Genomic DNA, 21,994 nt, shown 5'->3' with positions numbered 1-21,994 from the left:
ATGGTCCTCACCCGTCCTCGAGGTGCAGCAGCAGTGCGGTGGCAAGCAGGAAGCCCGCTCCCGCCGGTGCCCAGGCGGCGAAGAGCACCGGCAGGGTGCCGGCCTCCCCGAATTCCGCCGTCACCTTGTCGATCACGAAAAGGGCGAAGCCGGCTGCGACGCCGCCCCCGATCATCTGCGCCACCCCGCCGCGGCGGGAGGAACGCATGGAAAATCCCGCCGCCAGCAGAGCCATGGCCGCTGCCAGCAGCGGCAGCGCCAGCAGCGATTGGAACTGGAGCCGGTGTCGCACCGCCGAGAATCCTGCATTTTCCAGCACCTGGATGAAGTCCGGCAGCGCCCAGAAGGAGAGCGTGTCGGGGCTGGCGAAGGAATCCTGGATGCGTCCCGGGGTCAGTTCCGTCGGCAACTCCATCCGCTGCGCCGGAGACGGGACGCGGTCGGACCCGAAGGTGATCGCGTCCGGGATCACCCAGCGCCCCTGTTCGAGCACGGCGGATGGTGCCTCAACCCGGGCCAACGGCCGGTCGTCGGAGGACAGGCGCCAGAGGGTGACGTCGTCCAGCCGGAAGGCCTGGCCGGGGCGCAGATCGGTGATGGGTACCGGCCTGCCGGACAGGATGGCGACTCCCTGCGGATCGAGAACCGGATCGGACTGGCGCAGCCACAGCCGCCCGCCCGCCAGCGCGGTGATGCCCGAGGTGTTGCGCAGGTATTGTGCATCGAGCCTCTCCGCCCGCGCGAGCATGGCCGAGGAGAGCGGCGAGATCATGGTCGTCGCGAAGGCGCCGAGGATCACCGCCACCGCCACTGGCCCGGTCAGGAAGCCCCAGGCCGAGATGCCGGCGGCGCGCGCCACGATCAGTTCCGACGACCGGGTCAGCCGCCAGAAGGCGGCGATGCCGCCCAGCAGGATGGCGAAGGGCAGAATCTGCATGGCCACGAAGGGCAGGCGCAGCGCGGCGATCTCTGTGACCAGGCTGAAGGTCGCGTCCGGGCGCGTCGCGGCGCGGCGCAGCAATTCGATCAGGTCGAACAGTGCGACGAGGGCGGCAAGCGCGGCCAGCATCGCGACCGTCGCTGAGGCGAAGCGCCGCGAGACATAGAGGGTGAGCGTGTGGGCGAAGGTCATGCTTCGGCCGGCATGGGCGGGCGTCCCGGTTTGGGCCAGCCGGGCGCGCCCACCATCCACCACAGCGCGATGAGGCCGGGCAGCAGCGCCTGCACCCAGATCAGCGGCACCCAGACATTGTCGCGCGCGGCAAGGTTGCCCCCGGTCAGTCCGAAGGCAAGGAGGGCCACCACCATGCCGATGCCGACCGCGATGCGGAATCCGCCGCCATGGCGCCGGAACTCCCCGGTCAGGGCGACGGCCAGGGCCACCAGGGCGAAGGACAGGGTGGTGAACGGGCCCGACAGGCGCTGATGCGCCTCGGCGTAGAAGCGGCGGATCTCGCGGTCGCGCAGGCCCTCGGCGGGATCGGGTTCGAGCAGTTCGGTCACCGAACGCTCGCGCGAATCGCGGTTGCGGACCTCGTCGCCGCGTGTGGCGCGGGCCAGATCGATGCTGTTCTCCGAGAAGGAGAGCAGGTTCAGGCGCAGCGGGGGCGAACCGGGCGCGGCATTCGGCGGCGCCTTCTCCACCTGCTGGCGCACGCCGTTCAGCAGAGTCACGCGCGGCCCGGTGGGGGAGGTCGTGATGCGACCCTGCTCGGCCAGGATGGTCACCGGCGATCCATCGCCGCGCGCGTCGTGCACGAGAATGCCGCGCAGCGTGCCGTCCGGGTCGCGGTAGCGCGCATAGACTGTGAGGTCGTTGCCCACCTGGGAGAAGACGCCTTCTTGCAGCAGCACGCCGACGAGCTGGTTGCGGATCTCGAACTGCCATTGCCGGAAGGCGGTGTGCGACAGCGGCACCAGCCACAGGTTCAGCGCCATGCAGACGCCTGTGGCCAGCACGGCGAGCGCCACAGCGGGCCGCGCCAGCGTCCATTGCGACAGCCCCGCGGCGCGCATGACGACGAGCTCGCGGTCGCTCGCCAGGCGCACATAGACGAACAGCACCACGACGAAGGTGGTGATCGGCAGGATGACTGCGAAGAAAGATGGCAGCATCAGGCTGGTGAGTTCGATGAACACGACCATCGACAGGCCGCGGTCGAGCACGAGCTCGATGAAGCGCAGCGACTGCGTCAGCCAGACGAGCGCCGCCAGCCCGATCGTCACGGCGATCAGGGCGAGGGAGAGCTGGCGAAAGAGGTAGCGATCGATGCGGGTCATGCAGGATGCGGCAAACTAGAGGTTTGTCCCCCGCGCCGGAAGCCTCGCGGGGATATGGTCCATCACGGCGCCGTGTGTTCAGCGCCGGCGGCGCCCCAGCCAGATGAGGGTGCCAGCCAGGCCCGCAAGGTCTTCGAGGGCCTTCGTTCCGCGTAGCGTCAGGGCATGGCCGATCGCCTTTCCGCCATGGCGCAGAAGGCGTTGCGGGGCGTCGGCATGGCCGTGGCGGGCCCCGAAGACCTGCCGCGACAGGGCCATGTGATAGGCCTTGCGCCAGCGGATGCGCAGCGATGGCGGCGAGGATGTCCCGCCCGCATGTTCAACCCGTGCGTCCGGCACCAGCACCACGGAATGGCCGCGGGCGCGGGCCTCCGCGCAGAGCGCGTCGTCCTCGTAGAACAGGAAGAGCGATTCGTCGAAGCGCAGGCCCTGGGCCAGGCGGAGCAGCATCGCGGCCCCCGAGACGAAATCGAAGCAGGCCGGGCCCTCGGGCCAGGGTTCGGCGTCGCGCCGGCGCGGCAGGAGCGGCCGGCGTGCGCGTGTCGTCTCGTAGGACCGGACGCGGTGCCCGTCGCGGCCCAGGATGGTGGGGGCGAGGATCGCGGCGTCGGGGAAGCGGTCGGCGGCGTCCACCAGGGTTTCCAGCGTGCCGGGGGCCAGCCGGGCGTCAGGGTTCAGCAGCAGGGCGAATTCCGTCGCTGCGACGTCGAGCCCTGCATTGCAGCCGGCGCCGAAGCCCCGATTCGCCCTGTTGCGGATCACCTGCGCCGAAGGCCGCAGCGACGCGACGCGATCCGGCGTGCCGTCGGCCGAGGCGTTGTCCACTACCACCAGCGCGAGATCCGCCGGCAGCGCCGCCAGGAATCCCCCGATGGCGTCCCGACTGTCATGGGTGACGGTGACGACCGTCACCCGGCCGGCGGCGGTCAGGGCAGGACCTTGCCGGGGTTCATGATGCCTTTGGGATCGAGCGCGGCCTTGATGCGCTGCATGGCATCGAGCTCTGCCCCGCCACGCCAGGCTTCCATCATGTCGGTCTTGAGCCGGCCGATGCCGTGCTCGGCGCTGAACGATCCATCGAGATCGCGGACCACTTCGTTCACCGTGTCCATGATGTCGTGGCTGCGGGCGAGGAAGGCCGCGCCGTCCATGTCGACCGGCTGTTCCAGGTTCATGTGGATGTTGCCGTCGCCGAGATGCCCGAAAGGCACCGGCCGCGTGCCGGGGATCAGCGCGATGCAGGCCGCCGAGGCCCGGCGGATCAGCTCCGGCACCTTCGACACCGGCACCGAGACGTCGTTCTTCACCGAAGCGCCTTCCTTGCGTTGCGCCTCGGGGTGTTCCTCGCGGATGCGCCAGATGGCCTGGCGCTTCGCCTCATTGCCGCCGATCACGGCGTCGAGCACCTCGCCTTCCTCCATCGCTGCGCCGAGCACCTGCTCGGCCAGCCCCTGGAGGTCGGCATCGGCACGGGTCGAGGCGAGGTCGACCAGTATGTAGTGGTCGGCGCGCTCGGCGACCGGCAGCGTCACGCCGGGGATGTGCTTCACCGCGAAATCGACGCCGGTGCCCGACATGTATTCAAAGGCGCGGATCGCCGTCTCGTCCACCGCGCGGAAACGCTGGAAGACGGCGAGCGCGGCATCCTCATCGCGCACCGAGCAGAACAGGACCTCATTCGCGCGCGGGCGGGCAAACAGGCGCAGCGTCGCGGCGGTGACGATGCCGAGCGTGCCCTCCGCGCCCACGAACAGGTGGCGCAGAGCATAGCCGGTATTGTCCTTGCGCAGCCGCCGCAGCCCCGACCAGATCTGCCCGTCGGGCAGCACGACCTCGAGGCCCAGCATCAGCTCACGCGCATTGCCGTAGCGCACGGTGGTGTTGCCGCCGGCATTGGTGGACAGCACGCCGCCGATCGTCGCCGTGCCCTCGGCGCCGAGCGAGAGCGGAAACAGGCAGTTCGCATCCGCCGCGGCATCCTGCGCGGTCTTCAGCACCACGCCGGCCTCGGCTGTCATGGTCATGTCCACCGGGTCGATGGCGCGGATGCGGTTCATCCGGGCGAGTGACAGTACGACGGAGCGGCCGTCCTCGGTCGGCGTCGCGCCGCCGACCATGGAGGTGTTGCCGCCCTGCGGGACGATCGGCACGCCCGCCTTGGCGCAGAGCGCCACGCAGGCGGCGACCTGTTCGGTGGTCGCCGGGCGCAGCACCGCCATGGCGTTGCCCTGGTAGAGGCTGCGCCAGTCGGACAGGGCCGGGGCGATGTCGGCGGGATCGGTCAGCACGCCGGCGGGGCCGAGCAGGGCGCGGAACTCGGCCAGCAGGCCGTCGGTCGGGATGGTGTCGGGCATGGTGAGGCGGAGAAAACGCCGGGCGCCGGCCGGGGTCAATCGCCCGGTCGGCGCGCGGGCCGCTTCACGCCTTGCCGGTCATCCGCGCGAAGACCTGGCGGTCCCGATTCTCCTGCATCAGCATGGTCAGGCTCGGGATCTTCCCCAGGCCGAGGCCCTGCGGCGGGCCGCCCTCCGGGTCGGCCTCCACCTTGCCATAGGGTTCGGAGGCGACCTTCTCCCATTTCCCGGCAGGCTTCTTCACCTCGATGGTGACGACCGTCGCCTTGAGCAGCATGCGCACGATCGCCTCCTTGGGGGAGGTGGGCTTGGTCAGGCTCGGATGGCCGCCGATCATCGTCCAGCCATTGCCGAGCGCCCAGGCGGTCAGGGCATCCTTGTCCATCATGGGCGGTCCTTGCTGCGTGCCGGGGGCGGGTATGAACCCGGGGCGGCGGGAACAACAGTCCCATCCGGCGGGCCGTGCATCGTTCTGACCTATGGAGCCGGGAAGGGCCTTGCCCCATGCGCGCGAGGATTCTGGTGATGGCGGAGCGGGGAAGGGCTCTGCCCTCCCCCGGACCCCCACCCGCCAAAGGCCACAGGGCCTTTGGAAACCGGTACCCGGTGTTGGGCGCGACGGTCATTTCGGTGTGCGGAAGTATGCGAGGTGCCCGGGTGCCAGTCCTGGTGTTGGGCACGAAGCGCGTGCCTGACCGTGGCGCGACCGTCGCGCAGGGCACCAAGTCAAGGTTTCCAAAGGCCCTGTGGCCTTTGGCGGGGTGAGGCTTGGAGAGGGGCAGAGCCCCTCTCCAACTCAGTCAGTGCGGTGTCTCGTCGCGCCTCCAGACGGGGGCGCCTCCCATTCCGCGTCAGGCCGGCGCATAGACCCGCAGGCGGTGCCCGTCCGGGTCGCGCGCGGTGAAGGTGCGGCCGAATTCCATGACGGTGGGCGGGTGGAGAATGGGCAGCCCGCGCGCGACCCAGTCCGCATGGGTGGCGTCGACATCGGGCACGGCGAAACACAGTTCGCCGCCGCCGCCGGTCAGGGCCGCCGCCGGTTCCACCGTCGCCCGCGACCACAGCCCCAGCCGGGCGCCCGAGTCGAGGGCGAACATGGCGAAGGCCGGGGAGGATTCGACGGGCTCGCGCCCCAGCAGCGCACGGTAGAAACGTGCGCTCGCCGGCGCGTCTTCGACATAGAGGATGAAAAGTCCGGGTTCGGGCATCGCCATCGCCTTTCGTGTTTGCGATGCGCCGATCCTCCGCCGGGGCTGCGTCAGTTCCTGTCAGCAGCCGTCGCGTCAGTGCGTGCCCCAAACGCCCGGCCGCACCGCGACGGCGCAGAGCGCGCCATAGGCGGTGATCCCAAGCGCGACCGCGACGAACTGCCCCGTCAGGCCGAAGCCCATCAGGTCGCCCAGTACCCAGCCGCCGCCGACGGCAAGCGCGATGCGCGACAGCGCCGCCGCGACCGGGAAGGCCATGCGCCCGGCGCCCATGGCGGCGAAATACAGCGCCATGCCGATGCCGAAGCCCGGCATGGCCCAGCCGATGATGGACAGGGCGTCGGTCGCGATGGCGCGCACGGCGGGGTCCTGGGTAAAGGCCGCCGCAGTCGCCGCCGGGAACAGGGCAACCGCGAAACCCACCACCCCGGTGACGGCGATGGCGAGCGCGCCGCCGGTCCAGGCGATGCGCCGAGCCTCGGGCCAGTCGCCGCCACCGACCGCGCGTCCGACCAGCGCGGTCAGCGCCGAGCCGACGCCGAAGGCGAGGGGGATCATGAGGAACTCCATGCGCGCCGAGATGCCGTAGCCGGCGACGGCCGCCGCGCCATGGCTCGCGATGCGCGCGGTGACGAGGATGGTGGCGAGGTTCGCGATGGTCGCCATGACGCAGGCAATCAGCCCGACCGCGAGGATGCGGTGGAACAGGACCCAGCGCAGCGGCGTGCGCAGGGACGGGCGGAAGCCCGCCTGGCCCGACATCACCGCCCCGGCCATCAGCAGCGCCGCGCCGGTCATGGCGATGGCGAAGGCGAGGCCCGCCCCGGCCAGCCCCATGCCACAGGGCTCCATGAGCAGCCAGGCGAGGGGCGGGTACACGATCCAGGCACCGATGACGCCCCGGGCGGCGAGCGCGTGACGGCCGCCGCCGCGTAGGATGGAGGCGAAGGTGTTGGTCAGCCAGGTCGGCAGGGCGCCGGCACCGAACAGCCAGGCCGAGTAAGCAGCGGCGGCGCCGGCGGTCTCGATGCCGCCGATCAGGCCGAGCACGCTGCGCGGGAAAATGGCGAGGGGGATGGCGAAGAGCGCCGCGCCGGCGCAGGCGATGACCAGCGCGTGGGTGGCGAGCGCGGCGGCTTCTTCCGGCTTGCCGGCGCCGAGGGCGCGAGCGATGGCCGAGACCACGCCGCCGCCCATGGCCCCCGCCGTCATCTGGCCGAGCAGCAGCGCGAAGGGCAACACCAGCGCCCAGCCGGCCAACGCCAGGGTGCCCTGGCGCGCGGCGAGCCAGGGCTCGATCAGCAGTGCCGCGACCTGGGCGGCGGCGAGCAGCGTGGTGGGCGCCGCCAGGGCGAGGATGCGGCGCAGCCTCTCCTGCGTCGTGACGAGGGGCGGCGCGGTGAGGACGGCGGCATCGTTCATGGGGTCTCGGCGTCCTCCGGGACGGGCTGGGTCTCTTGGCCGCCGAAGCGGCGGCGGATGGCGGTGTTGGCGCCGGGGCCGGGGATGATGCGGACGTCCTCCGGGCTGATCGGGGTGCCGTCGGCGCGGGTGGGGGGCGCGGCGCGCACGGCCTCGCCGGTCATGCGGTCGATCATGACGGTGGGCGGGCCCTCGGGGCCGGAGAAGTGCCGCGCGCCCCAATCGCGGATGGCGAGATAGAGGGTGAAGGCGTCGCGGCCGCGATCCGTCAGGCGATAGGCGTGGCGGCTGCCCTCGGGCACGCGTTCCAGCAGGCCGTGCTGCGTCAGGTGGGTCAGCCGGGTCGAGAGGATGTTGGGCGCGATGCCGAGATTGGTCGCGAAGCCGTCGAAGCGGGTGGTGCCACAGAAGGCCTCGCGCAGGATCAGCATGGTCCAGCGTTCGCCGAGCACCGCCATGGCGCGGGCGACGGGGCAGCGCATGGCGCCGAAATCGGTGGGCCGCATGGTGTTTCCTCGAACGCAGCCGCAACTTGCAAATTGCAACTTTCAAACTGAAAGTCACATGGCTGTGGCAGCTTGTCCACAGGATTCTGTGCTTCGCCTGCATCGCAGAACTTGTGTGCCGGGGGTCGCTTCGCCTACCGTATGTTGTGTCAGGGGGACACAGGGGGACGCTGCGATGGACTGGACCGCAGAAGCGATCGAGCGCCTGAAGGCGCTCTGGGCTGAGGGCCATTCCACGGCCGAGATCGGCCGGCGGATGGGTATTTCGAAGAATGCGGTGGTGGGCAAGGCGCATCGGCTGAATCTGCCGGCGCGGCCGAGCCCGATCCGCCGCGATGCGGAGCCGCGCCCAGCGCCGGCACCCCGCGCGCCGCGGCCGATTCCGGCCGCCCGCGTGGCGCCGCCGGCGATGTTGCGCCCGGCGTCGATGGCGCCGCAGCCGGCCCCGGTGGTGGCCGTGGCGCCGCCGCCGGTGGTGCGGCCTTTCCCGGCTGCCAGGCCGCGACTCGGCTCGCGGTCCTGCTGCTGGCCGATCGGGGAACCGGGCACGGCGGGTTTCCGCTTCTGCGGCGCCGAGCCGATGTCCGGCAAGCCGTACTGCACCGAGCATGCGGCGCTCGCTTATGTGAAGCCGCGCGATCGCCGCGAGGACGCGGCGTAAAACGGGCCGGAGGGGGCGCCGCCCCCTCCGGGCCATCTTGGGTATGCCGGCCGATCAAGGCCTTTCGAGACGACACATCGGCGCCGACACGACAGGCATGTCGCCTCGTCATGGCGTCCATCGGGCCCGAAAGCGGGCTCCGGCACCTCTTTCCGACAGCGGCGCCATGCGCCAAGTAGCGGTTTCCAAGGGCCTCGGGCCTTTGGTGGGGTGGCTTGGCGGGGCAAGGCCCCTTCGATGACCGTCCGGTTGCCGGTTTGCGCCCCCGCCTCTATAGCGGCCCCGCTCCCCGAAGTAGATTGCAGGTGCTTTAATCTTGGCCAGCATCGCCCCGGCGCCCGACGCCTCGCAGAACCCCGCCCTTGCCGCCCAGGCCGAGATCCTCGCCCGGCCGGCGAGTGAGACGCGGCGGCTGGCCAATGCCATCCGCGCGCTGGCGATCGATGGCGTGGAGGCCGCGAAGTCCGGGCATCCCGGCATGCCGATGGGCATGGCCGATGTCGCCACGGTGCTGTTCACGAAGTTCCTGAAATACGACGCCGCCGATCCGCGCTGGGCCGACCGCGACCGCTTCGTGCTGTCGGCCGGCCACGGGTCGATGCTGCTGTATTCCCTGCTGCACCTGACCGGCCATGCCGGCATGGGCATCGAGGAGCTGAAGCGCTTCCGCCAGCTTCATTCGCCGGCTGCGGGCCATCCGGAATTCGGCGAGCATCCGGCCATCGAGACGACGACCGGCCCGCTGGGGCAGGGGATCGCGACCTCGGTCGGCATGGCGCTCGCGGAACGCATGCTGGCGGCGCGCTTCGGCGCCTCCCTGGTGGATCACCGCACCTGGGTCATCGCTTCCGACGGCGACCTGCAGGAAGGGATTTCGCACGAGGCGGCGTCGCTCGCCGGGCATTACGCGCTGTCGAAGCTGTGCGTGCTGTGGGACGACAACCACATCTCGATCGACGGCGACACGGCGCTGTCCTTCACCGACGACACGCTGAAGCGCTTCCAGGCCTATGGCTGGGCGACGCGCCGTGTGGACGGGCACGACCCCGAGGCGCTGGCCTCCGCCATGGCCTGGGCGACGCGCAACCGCAAGCCGACGCTGATCGCCTGCCGCACCATCATCGGCTTCGGCGCACCGTCCAAGGCGGGCACCGCCGGGTCGCATGGCGCGCCGCTGGGTGCCGCCGAGGCGGCGGCGGCGAAGGAGGCGCTGGGCTGGACCTCGCCCGCCTTCACCGTGCCTGAGGACATCAAGTCTGCCTGGGAGGCCGCCGGCCGCCGCGGCGCCGGCACCCGCCGGTCCTGGCTGAAGCGTCTGGCCAAGCATCCGCAGCAGGCGGAATTCGACCGTGCCCTGTCGGGCAAGCTGCCCGAGGCGTGGCACGAGGCGCTCGTCGCCCTGCGCGCCAAGCACGCCGAGGAGAAGCCGAAGCTCGCGACGCGCGTCTCCTCGCAGCGCGCGCTGGAGGCCCTGGTGCCGTCCGTGCCCGAGATGGTGGGCGGGTCGGCCGACCTCACCGGGTCGAACAACACCAATGTAAAGGGCATCCCGGCGATCGCGCCGGGCAATTTCGCCGGCCGCTTCATCCATTGGGGCGTGCGCGAGCACGGCATGGCCGCTGCGATGAACGGGATGGCGCTGCATGGCGGCATCATCCCGTATTCGGGCACCTTCCTGGTGTTCAGCGACTACATGCGCCCGGCGATCCGTCTCGGCGCGCTCATGGGCGTGCGCACCATCCATGTGCTGACGCATGACAGCATCGGCCTCGGCGAGGACGGCCCGACTCACCAGCCGGTCGAGCACCTCGCCTCCTTCCGCGCCATGCCGAATGTCTTCGTCTTCCGCCCGGCGGATGCGATGGAGACAGCGGAATGCTGGGAACTTGCGGTGAAGCGCGCGGATGGGCCCTCGCTGCTGGCGCTGTCGCGGCAGAACCTGCCGGCGCTGCGCACCGATACCGGCGAGAATCGCTGCGCCCGCGGCGGCTATGTGCTCGCGGAAGCCTCCGGACCGCGCAAGGCGACGCTGATCGCGACCGGGTCCGAGGTGCACCTCGCCATCACGGCGCGCGAGGCGCTGGAAGCGGAGGGCATCCCGACGGCCGTCGTCTCGCTGCCCTGCTGGGAGATCTTCGCCGCGCAGGACGCGTCCTATCGCGAGCAGGTGCTCGGCACCGGGCTGCGCGTGGGCATCGAGGCGGCGATCGGCTTCGGCTGGGAGCGTTGGCTCGGCGCTGACGGAATTTTCATCGGCATGTCGGGCTTCGGCGCCTCGGCACCGGCCGAGGAATTGTTCAAGCATTTCGGCATCACGTCCGATGCCGTGACGGCGGCGGTGAAAAAGCGCCTCGCCTGACGACGACACTACCCAAGGGGAAGGACAGGACACCATGCCGGTGAAGGTTTCCATCAACGGGTTCGGGCGCATCGGTCGCCTGGTGCTGCGCGCGGCCTGCGAGGCGGGCCGCGACGACCTGGAATTCGTGACCATCAACGACCTCGGCTCGGTCGAGGCGAATGCCCATCTGTTCCGCTATGACAGCGTGCATGGCCGCTTCCCGGGCGAGGTGATCGTCGAGGGCGACACCATCACGATCAAGAATGCGGGCAAGACCTGGGGCCCCATCAAGATCACCGCCGAGCGCGATCCGACCAAGCTGCCCCTGCAGGGCGTCGACGTCGCGATGGAATGCACCGGCATCTTCACCAGCAAGGAGAAGGCCTCCGCGCTGCTGACCGCCGGCGCGCGCAAGGTCGTCATCTCCGCCCCCGGCGACAATGCCGACGCGACCATCGTCTATGGCGTGAACCACCAGACGCTGACGAAGGAGATGACCGTCATCTCCAACGCGTCCTGCACCACCAACTGCCTGGCACCCATCGCGAAGGTGCTGCACGACACCTTCGGCATCGTCCGTGGCTACATGGTGACGATCCACGCCTATACCGGCGACCAGAACACCGTCGATACGCTGCACAAGGACCTGCACCGCGCGCGCGCGGCGGCGGTGTCCGCGATCCCGACCAGCACGGGTGCGGCCAAGGCCGTGGGCCTCGTCATGCCGGAGCTGAAGGGTAAGCTGGACGGCACCGCCATTCGCATCCCGACGCCGAACGTCTCGCTCGTCTCGCTCGACTTCGTGCCGGCCAAGACCGAGGGCCTGACGAAGGAAGCGATCAACGCGGCGATGAAGGCGGCGTCCGAGAGCGGGCCGCTCAAGGGCATTCTCGGCTACAACACTGCGCCGCTGGTGTCGGTCGACTTCAACCACAACCCGATGTCGTCGACCTTCGACGCGACGCAGACGCAGGTCGTGGACGGCGGGCTGGTGCGCGTGATGTCCTGGTACGACAATGAGTGGGGCTTCTCGAACCGCATGAGCGACACCGCGAAGCTGTTCGGGTCGCTCTGAGGCGTCCTGGAGAGGGGCGTCGCCCCTCTCCGAACCTGTCCCTGCCATCGGTATCCCAATGACGTTGCCTTGCAACGTCCATGGGTTCCATCGGCGGGGCGAAGTGCGGAGAGGGGCAGGCCCCCTCTCTCCAGCGCCCGTCGGGTCCGGGCCATAGTTCACCCCGTCGACCAGCCTTCCAGCACACGACCTGCGCGCCGCCCCGCAGGCTGGCGCCTGCACCGCCGCCAGCGGAGGGGGTTCCGGCCCCTCCCGATGACTCGCCAATCCCGCGAGGTCGCGGCATGGTGGCGGAAAATCAGGAGTCCTGCCGTGGAGATCGACAACCCCGAGGTGATCGCCGAGGCCCGCGCGGTCTTCGACCGCTACGAGGCTGCGATCGCGTCGAACGACACGGACACCCTCGATGCCTCCTTCTGGCCGGACCCGCGCACGGTGCGTTTCGGCGTCACCGAGATCCTCTATGGCATCGACGCCATCCGCGCCTTCCGCGCGACGGTGAAATCCTACGCCCCGCGCACCACGCGCAAGGTCCACATCACCAGCTTTGGCCGCGACGTCGCCTGCACGCATCTGGAATATGAGCGCGTCGGCACGGGCCTCATCGGCCGCGAGACCAAGATCATGGCGCGCCTGCCGGAGCATGGCTGGCGCGTGGTCTCCGCGCATGTCTCGCTGCTCGCCAACAGCGACCCGGGTCGCACGCAGAGGGGGTGAAGGGTCATGGGCCGAACGGTCGAATGCTTCTACACACTGTCCAGCCCGTGGATGTATCTGGGCGGCAAGCAGTTGACCGAGATCGTGAAGCGCCACGGCGCCACGCTGGTCCTGAAACCTTATGATTTCCGCCTGGTCGTCAAGCATACCGGCGGCGTCCCGCTGCGTACGCGGCCCGAGCCGCGCCAGGATTATCATGCGCTGGAACTCGACCGCTGGTCGCGCCATCTTGGCGTGCCGATCACGCTGAAGCCGAGGCACTATCCGCCCTCGGACCAGCGGCCGGCCGGGCGCATGGTCATGGCCGCCCAGGCGCGTGGGCTGGATGCGATGGAGTTGTCCCAGGCGCTGCTGCGGGCGCTGTGGGTCGACAACCGCGATATCGCTGATCCGCGCGTTCGCGTCGCCATCGCGGAGGATGAGGGCTTCCCCGGCGAGGCCCTGCATCGCGAGGAGGAAAGCTCCTCCATCGATGCCGAATGGGACCGCAACAACCAGGAAGCGGTGAAGCGCGGCGTCTTCGGCGCGCCCACCTTCTTCTGCGACGATCTCTGGCTCTGGGGCCAGGACCGGCTCTTCTTCCTCGACGACTACCTCTCCGGCAAGGCCGTGCAATCCGGTCCCTCGGCGGAAATCGGCAAGATACGGGCAGCATGACACGACAGGTTGCGATCCTCGGGGCCGGCATCGTCGGCGCCTGTTCGGCGGTGGAGGCACTCCGCCGCGGGTTCCAGGTCACCATCGTCGACCCGGCCGAACCGGGCGGCGAGCAGGCGGCGTCCTACGGCAATGGCTGCTGGCTCAGCCCCATGTCGGTCATCCCGCCGGCGGTCCCCGGCCTGTGGAGGAAGGTCCCGAAGTTCCTGATGGACCCGCTGGGGCCGCTGGCCATCCGCTGGTCCTATTTCCCGACCGTCGCACCCTGGCTGATCCGCTACCTGCGGGCGGGCTGGACCTGGCCGCAGGTGGAGGCCACGGCCCGGGCGTTGCGCCCGCTGGTGGTCGATGCGCCGGCACTGCATGCGGCGCTGGCCGAGGAAGCGGGCGTCAGCCACCTGATCGAACGCCGGGGGCTCATCTACATCTACCCCTCTCGCGCTGATTTCGAGGCCGAGGCCACGGTCTGGGAGATCCGCCACAAGGTCGGCGTGCGCTGGATCGAACTTGATGCCAACGACCTGCGTCAGCGCGAGCCGGACCTCGATCGCCGCTACACCTTCGGCGTGATGGTCGAGGAAGGCGGCCACTGCAACGATCCCGGCGCCTATACCGCCGCGCTCGTGGCCCATGCCGTGGGGCAGGGGGCGGTACTGCGCCGCGCCGCCGCGAAGGGCTTCGCGATCGAGGGTGGGCGGCTCAAGGCCGTGCAGACCGACCAGGGAGACATCCCGGCCGACGCCGCCGTCATCGCGGCCGGCGCTTATGCCAAGCCGCTCGCCGCGGCGGCGGGCGATGTCGTGCCGCTGGAGACCGAGCGCGGCTACCACGCCGAACTCGCCGATCCCGAGGTCTCGCCGCGGCACGGCCTGATGCCTTCGGATGGCAAGATGTCGGTGATGCGCACGGCGAACGGCCTGCGCTGCGCGGGGCAGGTGGAGATCGCCGGCCTCGCCGCCGCGCCCAACTGGAAGCGGGCGGAGATCCTGCGCGACCACCTGCTGCGCTGCTTCCCCGGTCTGCCGCGCGACCTGCCGGCCGAACGGGTGAAGGTGTGGATGGGCCACCGGCCGTCCATGCCGGACGGCATGCCCTGCCTCGGGCCGTCCAGCGCGACGCCCGACATCATCCATGCCTTCGGCCATGGCCATACCGGCCTGGTGGCCGGGGCGCGCACGGGACGGGTGGTGGCTGCTCTTCTCGCAGGCGGAATGCCTGAAATCCCGCTCGCATCCTTCGATCCGCGCCGTTTCGCCTGACCTGGGGACTCGGATTTCACTCGCTTTCCGTTTGTCGGGGTGCCATCCTGACAAATAGCGGCCCTGCATCCCGCAGGCTCGCGAGAATTGTGTGGACCTGCAGGAACGTGTCTGATTTCGACAACCAGGGTGGCACCGGCCCGATCGAGGCCGAGGTTAAATGGTATAACAGCCGCAAAGGCTTCGGCTTCGTGCTCGGGCCGGATGGCAACGACGTCTTCTTCCACGCCTCGGCATTGACCGAGGCCGGGATCGAGCCGCCGGATACCGGGGACAAGCTCGTCTGCGAGATCGGTACGGACCGGCAGGGCCGTCGTCTCGTCACCCGCATCGTCGAGCTGAAGCGCGGCGAGGGCGGTGGCGCCCGTCCGCCGCGCCGCGATTTCGGCGCCGGCCCCGGCGGCGGTGGCTTCGGCGATCGTCCCCCGCGGCGCGACTTCGGCGACCGCCCCCCGCGCCGTGACTTCGGTGGTGGCGGCGGCTTCGGTGGCGGTGGCTTCGGCGATCGTCCGCCCCGCCGTGATTTCGGTGACCGTCCCCCGCGTCGCGACTTCGGTGGCGGCGGTGGTTTCGGTGGCGGTGGTGGTGGCTTCGGCGACCGTCCGCCGCGCGCCTTCGGCGACCGTCCGCCGCGCCGCGATTTCGGCCGCGATGAGGGGGGGCCGACCTACGACATCAACGGTACGGTCAAGTGGTTCGACCAGGTCCGCGGCTTCGGCTTCGTGACCCCGGACGATGGCGGCCAGGACGTGTTCCTGCATTCCTCGGTGCTGCAGCGCGCCGGCAAGCAGGATGTGCAGCAGGGCGAGAAGGTCTCGCTCGAGGTCCGTGACGGCCAGCGTGGCCGCCAGGCCGTGAACATGAAGGACTGACCTTCGGGTCGGTCCTCGGAAGGGCCCCGTCGCCGGAAGGCGCGGGGCCTTTTTCTGTCCGGTATGCAGCGCGCGCCTGGGCCTGGCGTGCTGTCGCAGAAAAGGAACCGGCGTTAGCGGTCCCTTCACCTTCGGGCGCCAGAGTGGGCGCGCGGCGGGAATATCCCGTCTTATCGAAGGGAAGATCCCGATGAGCCTCAATTCGGTGAACACCAATGTCGGCGCGATGGTCGCGCTGCAATCGTTGAATCGTACCAACGAGGCATTGAACACCACGCAGAAGCGCGTCTCGACCGGCTTTCGCGTCAACGACGCCAAGGATGACGGCGCGGCCTTCGCGGTCGCCCAGTCCGTCCGCGCCGACGTCGCCGGCCTCACCGCCGCGAATGAGCAGCTCGGCGGCGTTAAGGGCATCCTCGATACCGCGCTGACCGGCCTCAACCAGGTGTCGAACAGCATGATTAAGGTGCGCGAGACGCTGGTGCGCCTCGCCGACGATACGCTGAACGCCGATCAGCGCTCCCAGTACGAAGCCCAGTACGAACAGCTGCGCACCCAGATCCAGAACTTCATCACCGATGCGACCTACAATGGCCGCACGCTGCTCTCGACCACGCCGCCGGAAGGTGGCGACATCACCACGACCCGCAACGAGGCCGGCACGACCTATACGCTGACCTCGCTGGATGGGCTCGGTACCATGGTCGTCGCTGCCGCGCCGACCGATGCGGCGACGGCCCAGGCGGCGATCGCGGCCGGCGGCGACTGGGGCACCATCAACACCGCCATTGCCAATGCACTGAACCAGTACGGGTCGGATTCGCGCTACGTCGACTCCCAGATCTCCTACAACCGCGACAAGCTCGATGCGCTGGATGGTGGTCTGGGTGCGCTGATCGACGCGGACCTCGCCAAGGAATCGGCGCGCATGCAAGCGCTGCAGATCCGCCAGCAGCTCGGCACCCAGTCGCTGTCCATCGCGAACCAGGCGCCGCAGTCGCTGCTCAGCCTGTTCCGCGGCGGCTGATCATCCGCCTCCGGCGAAGGCGTCTGTTGCGCGGGGCGGCCGCGCGCAGGACAGGTATTGATACCGAACCGGCAAGGGCGGGTCGGTATCAGGCATAGCGTCGGGGCCGCAGCCCGGCGTGCAGCCAGGAGATCAGCGAGACCACGTCATAGACCGGCATCCCGACTGCCTCGGCCAGGGATGCCGCATAGGGCGGCATGTTCGTGCATTCCAGCACGATGGCGCCGACCTCCGAGTGGCGCGCGACCAGGGTCTGGCCGGCGGCGATGATGTCCTGTTCCGCCAGCGCCAGGTCGAGATCCGTCGAAGCCCCATCCACCAGCACGCGATGGAATTCCTGCCCGCCCTCGGTGCCGATCATCGGCGTGTCGAGCGGCGCGCCGGCCGCTTCCAGATGGGCCGGCGTCAGCGATCCCGCCCGCACCGTCACCACGCCGACGCGCTTGCCCGGCGGCAGCGTCGCCTGCACCCAGGGCACCTGCATCAGCGCCGAGGTCGCCACCGGCACGCCCAGCGCAGCCGCCAATTCCTGCTGGAACAGCGAGAGGAAGCCGCAGGAGGTCGCGATGCCCTCGGCGCCCAACTCCACCAGTTCCCGCCCTGCCTCGATGAAGGCGGGCAGCAGGCCGCGGGCGCCGTTCAGCACCACCGTTTCGGCGTTGGCCCCGCGCACCACCCGGTAGAGCACCGGGAACGGCCAGGTCCCGCCATTGCCGACATCCCCCGGAACCCGCGCGAAGCGCGTCTCCAGCATGAGGATCCCGATCGGGGCGCCATAGATGGCCTTTCCGCCGCGGGCGGTCCGCGCGACATTGGGGGCAGGGAAGGAGAAAACCATGCCGGCAGGCTAGCGCGTCCCGACGTGCCGGCCCAGCGGCAACCCTTCGCGCAAGGAGACCGGGATCGTGCTTCGTCGAACACTGTTTGCTGCCGCCATCGCTGCCACGGCCGCCCTTCCGGCCCAGGCCCAGGACGCCGCCTGGCCCAGCCGGCCCATCACCATCATGGGCGGCTTCCCCAATGGCGCCGGCACCGACATCTATGCCCGCCGCCTGGCGGAACCGCTGTCGCGCGCGCTCGGCGTGCCCGTCGTGGTGGACAACCGCTCTGGCGCCGGCGGCAACATCGCCTCGGAATATGTCTCGAAGCAGGCTGCGGACGGTTATCTGTTCATGTTCGGCACGGCGGGGACGCACGCCATCAATGCCGCGCTCTATCGCCGGCTGCCCTTCAACGTGATCAACGACTTCACGCCCGTCGTCCTGCTCGGCGACGTGCCGAACGTGATGATCGTCAGCCCCGAGAAGCGGCCGAACTTCCGCACCTGTCAGGACGTGATGACGGCGGCGCGCGCGCGGCCGCAGGCGATTTCCTATGCCTCGACCGGCAATGGCGCCTCGACGCATCTCGCCGGGGCGCAGGTGGCCGTCGCCGCGCATCTGGACATGCTGCACGTGCCCTATCGCGGTCAGCCGGGGGCGATCGCCTCGTTGCTCGCCGGCGACACGGACGTGTTCTTCAACCAGACCGGCGCGGCCATGGGCCCCATCCGCCAGGGCCAGGTGCGCGCGCTGGCGGTGCTGACGCGCGAACGCCTCGCCGCCTTGCCGGATGTCCCGACCGTGTCCGAGGCCTGCGGCCTGCCGCCGATGGATACCTCGACCTGGTACGGGCTGCTCGCGCCCGCGCATCTGCCGGCGCCGATCGTGAACCGCATGAACACCGAGGTGAACCGGATCATCTCCACACCCGAGTTCCGCGAATGGCTGATCCAGAACCAGGCCATCACGCCACCGGCGGCGCCGAACACGCCGGAGCAGTTCCGCCAGACGCTGGCGGCCGACGTGGCGCGCTGGGCGGATGTGGTGCGGGCCTCCGGCGCGACGGTGGACTGACGCCGTGATGCGATGGAACCGGGGAGGGGATATGTGTCTCTCCGGACCGCACCTGGCCCGGCGGGTTCGGGGCAGCGCAGCACGACGCCGAAGGGGGCGCTTCGATGCTTTGCTACGGAGATCGGAGGGGCTCTGCCCCTCCGAACCACCCCGCCAATGGGTGCCCCTGGGCCTTGGAGCCCCTGGAGCGCAGTCTCCTGGCGTTGAGCAACGCCGTCGTTCTGCACCCACCAGGCGCGCTTCGCGCGCCAATGCGGGTTTCGGCATCATTCTGCCAGCGGCCCACGGTGCCAGGTTGAGGTTTGCAAAGGCCTTTCGGCCATTGCTGGGGTGGCTTGGAGGGGCAAGGCCCTTCCAACGCGACAGTGGACGCACAGGCGCCGCCGTTGAACGGCCGACCCTGCCATGACAACCACCACCCACAACGGCGCGCAGAACCTTCGCGCCACCGCCCGCCGCTGGCTGCGCGCCGAGGCCACCGAGAAGCAGCTCGGCCTGACCCTGACCTTCGTCGCCGGCGCCATCAATGCCGGCGGTTTCATGGTGGTGGGGCAGTACACCTCGCACATGTCGGGGATCGTCTCCTCCATGGCGGACCATGTCGCGCTGGGGATGGGGCAGGTGGCGCTGGCGGGAATGCTGGCGCTGGCATCCTTCATGGCCGGGGCGGCGCATTCCGCCTGGCTGATCAATTTCGGCCGGCGGCTCGGCTGGCGCGGCAGCTATGCCCTGCCGCTGCTGGTCGAGGCCGCGCTGCTGCTCGCCTTCGGCATCATGGGGGCGCTGCTGCCGTCCGAACTGGTGGCGATCCCCGTGGTGCCGCTGCTGTGCTTCCTGATGGGGGTGCAGAATGCCTGCATCACCAAGATCTCCGGCGCGCGCATGCGCACCACGCACATCACGGGCATCGTCACCGACCTCGGCATCGAGATCGGCAAGCTGACCTACTGGAATGCCGATCCGACGCGCGACGCGCCGAAGGTCATGGCCGACCGGGCGAAGATGAAGCTGCTCGCCGGACTGCTCTGCTGCTTCGCCTTCGGCGGGCTGGTCGGGGCCTGGGCCTTTGCGCGCATCGGGCTCGCGGCCTGCCTGCCGCTCGCGGTGGTGCTGCTGATCCTGGCCAATGCGGTGGTGCCGGCGGCCGAGGAGTAGGCGGTCAGCCGGCCTCGTACCAGCGCCGCGACCGACGGACGATCTGCACGACGGACAGCATCACCGGGACTTCGATCAGCACGCCTACCACCGTCGCCAGCGCCGCGCCGGACTGGAAGCCGAACAGGGCGATAGCCGTCGCGACCGCGAGCTCGAAGAAATTGCTCGCCCCGATCAGCGCCGAGGGTCCGGCGACGCACCAGGCCACGCCGAGCCGCCGGTTCAGCCAATAGGCGAGCCCCGCATTGAAATAGACCTGGATCAGGATCGGCACGGCGAGGAGCCCGATCACCGCCGGCTGGCGCAGGATCTGTTCCCCCTGCAGCCCGAACAGCAGCACCAGGGTCGCGAGGAGCGCCGTAAGCGACCAGGGCCCAAGTGCGCGCAGCGTCCGATCCAGCGTCCCGCTGCGCACCAGCGCCTGCCGCCAGACCTGCGCGATCGCGACCGGCACCACGATGTAGAGCAGCACCGAGAGCAGCAGCGTCTCCCACGGCACGGTGATCGCGGACAGGCCGAGCAGCAGCCCCACCACGGGCGCGAAGGCGAAGACCATGATCACGTCGTTCAGCGCGACCTGGGACAGGGTGAAGTGCGGCTCGCCTTCCACAAGATTGGACCAGACGAAGACCATGGCGGTGCAGGGCGCGGCGGCGAGCAGGATCAGCCCGGCCATGTAGCTCTCGATCTGGTCGGCCGGCAGGAAGGGGCGGAACAGCCAGCCGATGAACAGCCAGCCGAGCAGCGCCATCGAGAAGGGCTTCACCAGCCAGTTTACGCCGACCGTCGTCGCGATGCCGCGCCAGTGCTGCCCGACCTCGTGCAGCGCGCCGAGGTCGATCTTCAGCAGCATCGGGATGATCATCAGCCAGACGAGCACGGCGACGGGCAGGTTCACCTCGGCGACCGTCGCCGCGCCGAGCGCGTGGAACACGCCCGGGATCGCCTGGCCGAGCAGCACGCCGGCGACGATGCACAGCGCGACCCACAGCGTCAGGTAGCGTTCGAAGATACCCATGGCCGGCGCGGCCCGCTGGACGACCGCCTCGCTCACGACACCAGACCCATGACGCGGTTGCCGGCGGCATCCACGACCTTCTGGCCATCTTCCTTGGCGAAGGCACCGCGCTGCGCGGGCAGCAGGTCCAGCACCATCTCGGAGGGGCGGCACAGCCGCACGCCCTTCTCGGTCTCGACGATGGGGCGATTGATCAGGATCGGGTGCGCCATCATCGCGTCCAGCAGCGCCCCATCGGTCAGCGACGGGTCGCCGAGGCCGAGGGCGTCGTAAGGCGTGCCCCTCTGCCGCAGCAGGTCGCGTACCGAGATGCCCATGCGGGCGATGAGGTCGGTCAGCTCGGCGCGGCTCGGCGGTGTCTTCAGGTATTCGATGATCCGCGGCTCCTCGCCGCTGTTGCGGATCAGGCCGAGCACGTTGCGGGAGGTCCCGCAGGCCGGGTTGTGGTAGATGGTCACGGTCACGCGGCCGGTTCCTTTCTGCTGGCGCAACCTGCGCCGAGGTCGGGCATGCAGGCGGCCAGGTCGCCGCCGCAGCAATTCTCCGTCAGGAAGCCGATCAGCGCCGTCATGGCGCCGAATTCGGCAGCGTAGATCAGCGAGCGCCCGTCCCGGCGGAAGGTGACCAATCCGGCCTGGCGGAGCTGCGCGAGATGGAAGGAGAGGGTGGGCGACGCCAGGCCAAGGCTCTCGGCGATCTGCCCCGCGGCGATGCCCTCCGGGCCGGCCTGGATCAGCAGGCGGAAGATGTCGAGCCGGGATTCCTGCGCCAGGGCCGCAAGGGACTGGATGGCAGCCGTCTTTTCCATAATTCTATAATGATGGAATTGTTTGGCAGGTCAAGCGACCGTCTGATGTTCCTATTGCTGCCGGCACGGTCGGAATCGGAGGGGCTCTGTCCCTCCGAACCACCCCCGCCAGGATGCTGGGCATCCTGGACCGCAGCCTTCTGGCATCGGGCAGAACGGACATGCTCCACTCGCTCAGCGCGCTTCGTGCGCAAGAGCGGGTTTCGGTGCCGTCTCCGACCGCGGCGCACGGCGCCAAGTGGAGGTTTCCAAAGGCCTTTCGGCCTTTGGTGGGGTGGTTTGGAGGGACAAAGCCCCTCCAACGCGGCAGTGCAATCAGGCCAGCATCAGGAAGACCTTCGGCAGGTCGATCCGGCGACGGGCGCGCCTCGCGCGGACCTGCCGATGCCGCACCCTATCCGAACGGCCAGAGCCTTCCATACCAACGCATGATGGCGTCGCGACCACGTTCCTCACTACGACTGCGTTCGCACCACCGCGGGATGCCGCCATGCCGATGCCGGGAAAGAGTCTGCCTGACCCGACCAGGCACGTCCGGAATCATGATCGATGTCGGGTCGCAAAGGGTCTTTACGATCAGGTCGATCGACGCGGCGGTTGTCATGCGACCGTCTCGGGCGGCAGCGCGACAGCATGCCGGCCGGGATCGACAATCTCATTCCCGGATTCGCGAAGCGCTGCGGCGGCGCCTGCGGCCTTGGCATCATCGACGCCAAGGCCATGTTCGCCGCATCCGAAA

The 21,994-nt window shown here is 69.6% G+C and carries 22 protein-coding genes; 10 read left to right on the top strand and 12 right to left on the bottom strand.

Annotated elements, in window-relative coordinates:
- Positions 1 to 7: 7 nt before the first annotated feature.
- The 8 genes from lptG to KPL78_RS08020 form a co-directional block, all read right to left on the bottom strand.
- Positions 8 to 1,132 (bottom strand): LPS export ABC transporter permease LptG, encoded by a 1,125-nt coding sequence (lptG, locus tag KPL78_RS08055; protein ID WP_219762378.1) that lies wholly within the window; start codon positions 1,130 to 1,132, stop codon positions 8 to 10.
- Complete coding sequence (lptF, locus tag KPL78_RS08050) at positions 1,129 to 2,280, bottom strand: LPS export ABC transporter permease LptF (RefSeq protein ID WP_219762377.1); 1,152 nt, start codon at positions 2,278 to 2,280, stop codon at positions 1,129 to 1,131. The genes lptG and lptF overlap by 4 nt, the downstream gene beginning before the upstream one ends.
- 78 nt (positions 2,281 to 2,358) lie before the next feature.
- Entirely contained in the window at positions 2,359 to 3,192 is an 834-nt protein-coding gene (locus tag KPL78_RS08045; RefSeq protein ID WP_219762376.1) for a glycosyltransferase family 2 protein, read from the bottom strand.
- A 14-nt stretch (positions 3,193 to 3,206) separates the two neighbouring features.
- Positions 3,207 to 4,634 (bottom strand): FAD-binding oxidoreductase, encoded by a 1,428-nt coding sequence (locus tag KPL78_RS08040; RefSeq protein ID WP_219762375.1) that lies wholly within the window; start codon positions 4,632 to 4,634, stop codon positions 3,207 to 3,209.
- A 64-nt stretch (positions 4,635 to 4,698) separates the two neighbouring features.
- On the bottom strand, positions 4,699 to 5,022 hold the full coding sequence (locus tag KPL78_RS08035) for a hypothetical protein (protein ID WP_255568716.1): 324 nt from the start codon (positions 5,020 to 5,022) through the stop codon (positions 4,699 to 4,701).
- A 463-nt stretch (positions 5,023 to 5,485) separates the two neighbouring features.
- Entirely contained in the window at positions 5,486 to 5,842 is a 357-nt protein-coding gene (locus KPL78_RS08030; protein ID WP_219762374.1) for a VOC family protein, read from the bottom strand.
- Between the two features lie 75 nt (positions 5,843 to 5,917).
- Positions 5,918 to 7,264, bottom strand: coding sequence for an MATE family efflux transporter (locus KPL78_RS08025; RefSeq protein ID WP_219762373.1), 1,347 nt, complete (start codon positions 7,262 to 7,264; stop codon positions 5,918 to 5,920).
- Positions 7,261 to 7,770, bottom strand: coding sequence for a winged helix-turn-helix transcriptional regulator (locus tag KPL78_RS08020; RefSeq protein WP_219762372.1), 510 nt, complete (start codon positions 7,768 to 7,770; stop codon positions 7,261 to 7,263). The genes KPL78_RS08025 and KPL78_RS08020 overlap by 4 nt, the downstream gene beginning before the upstream one ends.
- Positions 7,771 to 7,945: 175 nt before the next feature.
- Here KPL78_RS08020 and KPL78_RS08015 point away from each other — a divergent pair, with 175 nt between their 5' ends.
- From KPL78_RS08015 to KPL78_RS07980, 8 genes are all read left to right on the top strand, one after another.
- Positions 7,946 to 8,431 (top strand): GcrA family cell cycle regulator, encoded by a 486-nt coding sequence (locus tag KPL78_RS08015; RefSeq protein ID WP_219762371.1) that lies wholly within the window; start codon positions 7,946 to 7,948, stop codon positions 8,429 to 8,431.
- 325 nt (positions 8,432 to 8,756) lie between these two features.
- Positions 8,757 to 10,790 carry a transketolase gene (gene tkt, locus KPL78_RS08010; protein ID WP_369412698.1) on the top strand — a complete coding sequence of 678 codons (2,034 nt, stop codon included), beginning with the start codon at positions 8,757 to 8,759 and terminating at the stop codon, positions 10,788 to 10,790.
- Positions 10,791 to 10,824: 34 nt separating this feature from the next.
- On the top strand, positions 10,825 to 11,847 hold the full coding sequence (gap, locus tag KPL78_RS08005; RefSeq protein WP_219762369.1) for a type I glyceraldehyde-3-phosphate dehydrogenase: 1,023 nt from the start codon (positions 10,825 to 10,827) through the stop codon (positions 11,845 to 11,847).
- 312 nt (positions 11,848 to 12,159) lie between these two features.
- Positions 12,160 to 12,564, top strand: a complete 405-nt coding sequence (locus KPL78_RS08000) for an AtzH-like domain-containing protein (protein ID WP_369412680.1) — start codon at positions 12,160 to 12,162, stop codon at positions 12,562 to 12,564.
- 6 nt (positions 12,565 to 12,570) lie between these two features.
- Positions 12,571 to 13,221 carry a 2-hydroxychromene-2-carboxylate isomerase gene (locus tag KPL78_RS07995; RefSeq protein ID WP_219762367.1) on the top strand — a complete coding sequence of 217 codons (651 nt, stop codon included), beginning with the start codon at positions 12,571 to 12,573 and terminating at the stop codon, positions 13,219 to 13,221.
- A complete protein-coding gene (locus tag KPL78_RS07990) occupies positions 13,218 to 14,480 on the top strand; it encodes an NAD(P)/FAD-dependent oxidoreductase (protein ID WP_219762366.1) in 1,263 nt (420 codons plus the stop codon). Before KPL78_RS07995 ends, KPL78_RS07990 begins: the two co-directional genes overlap by 4 nt.
- Positions 14,481 to 14,587: 107 nt before the next feature.
- Positions 14,588 to 15,352: a cold-shock protein gene (locus tag KPL78_RS07985; protein ID WP_219762365.1), complete on the top strand. Its 765-nt coding sequence runs from the start codon at positions 14,588 to 14,590 to the stop codon at positions 15,350 to 15,352.
- Positions 15,353 to 15,542: 190 nt separating this feature from the next.
- Positions 15,543 to 16,379, top strand: coding sequence for a flagellin (locus tag KPL78_RS07980; protein ID WP_219762364.1), 837 nt, complete (start codon positions 15,543 to 15,545; stop codon positions 16,377 to 16,379).
- Between the two features lie 88 nt (positions 16,380 to 16,467).
- On the opposite strand, the gene KPL78_RS07975 is transcribed toward KPL78_RS07980, so the two are convergent.
- Positions 16,468 to 17,217 (bottom strand): aspartate/glutamate racemase family protein, encoded by a 750-nt coding sequence (locus tag KPL78_RS07975; RefSeq protein WP_219762363.1) that lies wholly within the window; start codon positions 17,215 to 17,217, stop codon positions 16,468 to 16,470.
- 67 nt (positions 17,218 to 17,284) lie between these two features.
- On the opposite strand from KPL78_RS07975, the gene KPL78_RS07970 reads away from it, so the two are divergent.
- Together KPL78_RS07970 and KPL78_RS07965 are read left to right on the top strand one after the other, a co-directional pair.
- Positions 17,285 to 18,274, top strand: coding sequence for a Bug family tripartite tricarboxylate transporter substrate binding protein (locus tag KPL78_RS07970; protein ID WP_369412679.1), 990 nt, complete (start codon positions 17,285 to 17,287; stop codon positions 18,272 to 18,274).
- Between the two features lie 405 nt (positions 18,275 to 18,679).
- Positions 18,680 to 19,429 (top strand): YoaK family protein, encoded by a 750-nt coding sequence (locus KPL78_RS07965; RefSeq protein ID WP_219762362.1) that lies wholly within the window; start codon positions 18,680 to 18,682, stop codon positions 19,427 to 19,429.
- Between the two features lie 4 nt (positions 19,430 to 19,433).
- On the opposite strand, the gene arsB is transcribed toward KPL78_RS07965, so the two are convergent.
- The 3 genes from arsB to KPL78_RS07950 are packed head-to-tail and all read right to left on the bottom strand — an operon-like array spanning position 19,434 to position 21,255.
- Positions 19,434 to 20,483, bottom strand: a complete 1,050-nt coding sequence (arsB, locus tag KPL78_RS07960) for an ACR3 family arsenite efflux transporter (protein ID WP_432761278.1) — start codon at positions 20,481 to 20,483, stop codon at positions 19,434 to 19,436.
- Positions 20,480 to 20,911 carry an arsenate reductase (glutaredoxin) gene (gene arsC, locus KPL78_RS07955; RefSeq protein WP_219762361.1) on the bottom strand — a complete coding sequence of 144 codons (432 nt, stop codon included), beginning with the start codon at positions 20,909 to 20,911 and terminating at the stop codon, positions 20,480 to 20,482. Before arsC ends, arsB begins: the two co-directional genes overlap by 4 nt.
- A complete protein-coding gene (locus KPL78_RS07950) occupies positions 20,908 to 21,255 on the bottom strand; it encodes an ArsR/SmtB family transcription factor (protein WP_219762360.1) in 348 nt (115 codons plus the stop codon). Before KPL78_RS07950 ends, arsC begins: the two co-directional genes overlap by 4 nt.
- Between the last annotated feature and the right edge of the window lie 739 nt (positions 21,256 to 21,994).

Origin of the sequence: Roseomonas alba, from assembly GCF_019430885.1 — a bacterium.
In the GTDB taxonomy this organism is placed as follows: Bacteria; Pseudomonadota; Alphaproteobacteria; order Acetobacterales; family Acetobacteraceae; genus Neoroseomonas; species Neoroseomonas alba.
This window is presented reverse-complemented; position numbering and strand designations above follow the sequence as displayed.

What these genes read in the sequence shown, in the direction of transcription:
- lptG (WP_219762378.1), bottom strand. Translation starts at nt 1,132, where the DNA reads ATGACCTTCGCCCACACGCTCACCCTCTATGTCTCGCGGCGCTTCGCC.
- lptF (WP_219762377.1), bottom strand. Translation starts at nt 2,280, where the DNA reads ATGACCCGCATCGATCGCTACCTCTTTCGCCAGCTCTCCCTCGCCCTG.
- KPL78_RS08040 (WP_219762375.1), bottom strand. Translation starts at nt 4,634, where the DNA reads ATGCCCGACACCATCCCGACCGACGGCCTGCTGGCCGAGTTCCGCGCC.
- KPL78_RS08035 (WP_255568716.1), bottom strand. Translation starts at nt 5,022, where the DNA reads ATGATGGACAAGGATGCCCTGACCGCCTGGGCGCTCGGCAATGGCTGG.
- KPL78_RS08030 (WP_219762374.1), bottom strand. Translation starts at nt 5,842, where the DNA reads ATGCCCGAACCCGGACTTTTCATCCTCTATGTCGAAGACGCGCCGGCG.
- KPL78_RS08025 (WP_219762373.1), bottom strand. Translation starts at nt 7,264, where the DNA reads ATGAACGATGCCGCCGTCCTCACCGCGCCGCCCCTCGTCACGACGCAG.
- KPL78_RS08020 (WP_219762372.1), bottom strand. Translation starts at nt 7,770, where the DNA reads ATGCGGCCCACCGATTTCGGCGCCATGCGCTGCCCCGTCGCCCGCGCC.
- KPL78_RS08015 (WP_219762371.1), top strand. Translation starts at nt 7,946, where the DNA reads ATGGACTGGACCGCAGAAGCGATCGAGCGCCTGAAGGCGCTCTGGGCT.
- gap (WP_219762369.1), top strand. Translation starts at nt 10,825, where the DNA reads ATGCCGGTGAAGGTTTCCATCAACGGGTTCGGGCGCATCGGTCGCCTG.
- KPL78_RS07995 (WP_219762367.1), top strand. Translation starts at nt 12,571, where the DNA reads ATGGGCCGAACGGTCGAATGCTTCTACACACTGTCCAGCCCGTGGATG.
- KPL78_RS07990 (WP_219762366.1), top strand. Translation starts at nt 13,218, where the DNA reads ATGACACGACAGGTTGCGATCCTCGGGGCCGGCATCGTCGGCGCCTGT.
- KPL78_RS07980 (WP_219762364.1), top strand. Translation starts at nt 15,543, where the DNA reads ATGAGCCTCAATTCGGTGAACACCAATGTCGGCGCGATGGTCGCGCTG.
- KPL78_RS07975 (WP_219762363.1), bottom strand. Translation starts at nt 17,217, where the DNA reads ATGGTTTTCTCCTTCCCTGCCCCCAATGTCGCGCGGACCGCCCGCGGC.
- KPL78_RS07965 (WP_219762362.1), top strand. Translation starts at nt 18,680, where the DNA reads ATGACAACCACCACCCACAACGGCGCGCAGAACCTTCGCGCCACCGCC.
- KPL78_RS07950 (WP_219762360.1), bottom strand. Translation starts at nt 21,255, where the DNA reads ATGGAAAAGACGGCTGCCATCCAGTCCCTTGCGGCCCTGGCGCAGGAA.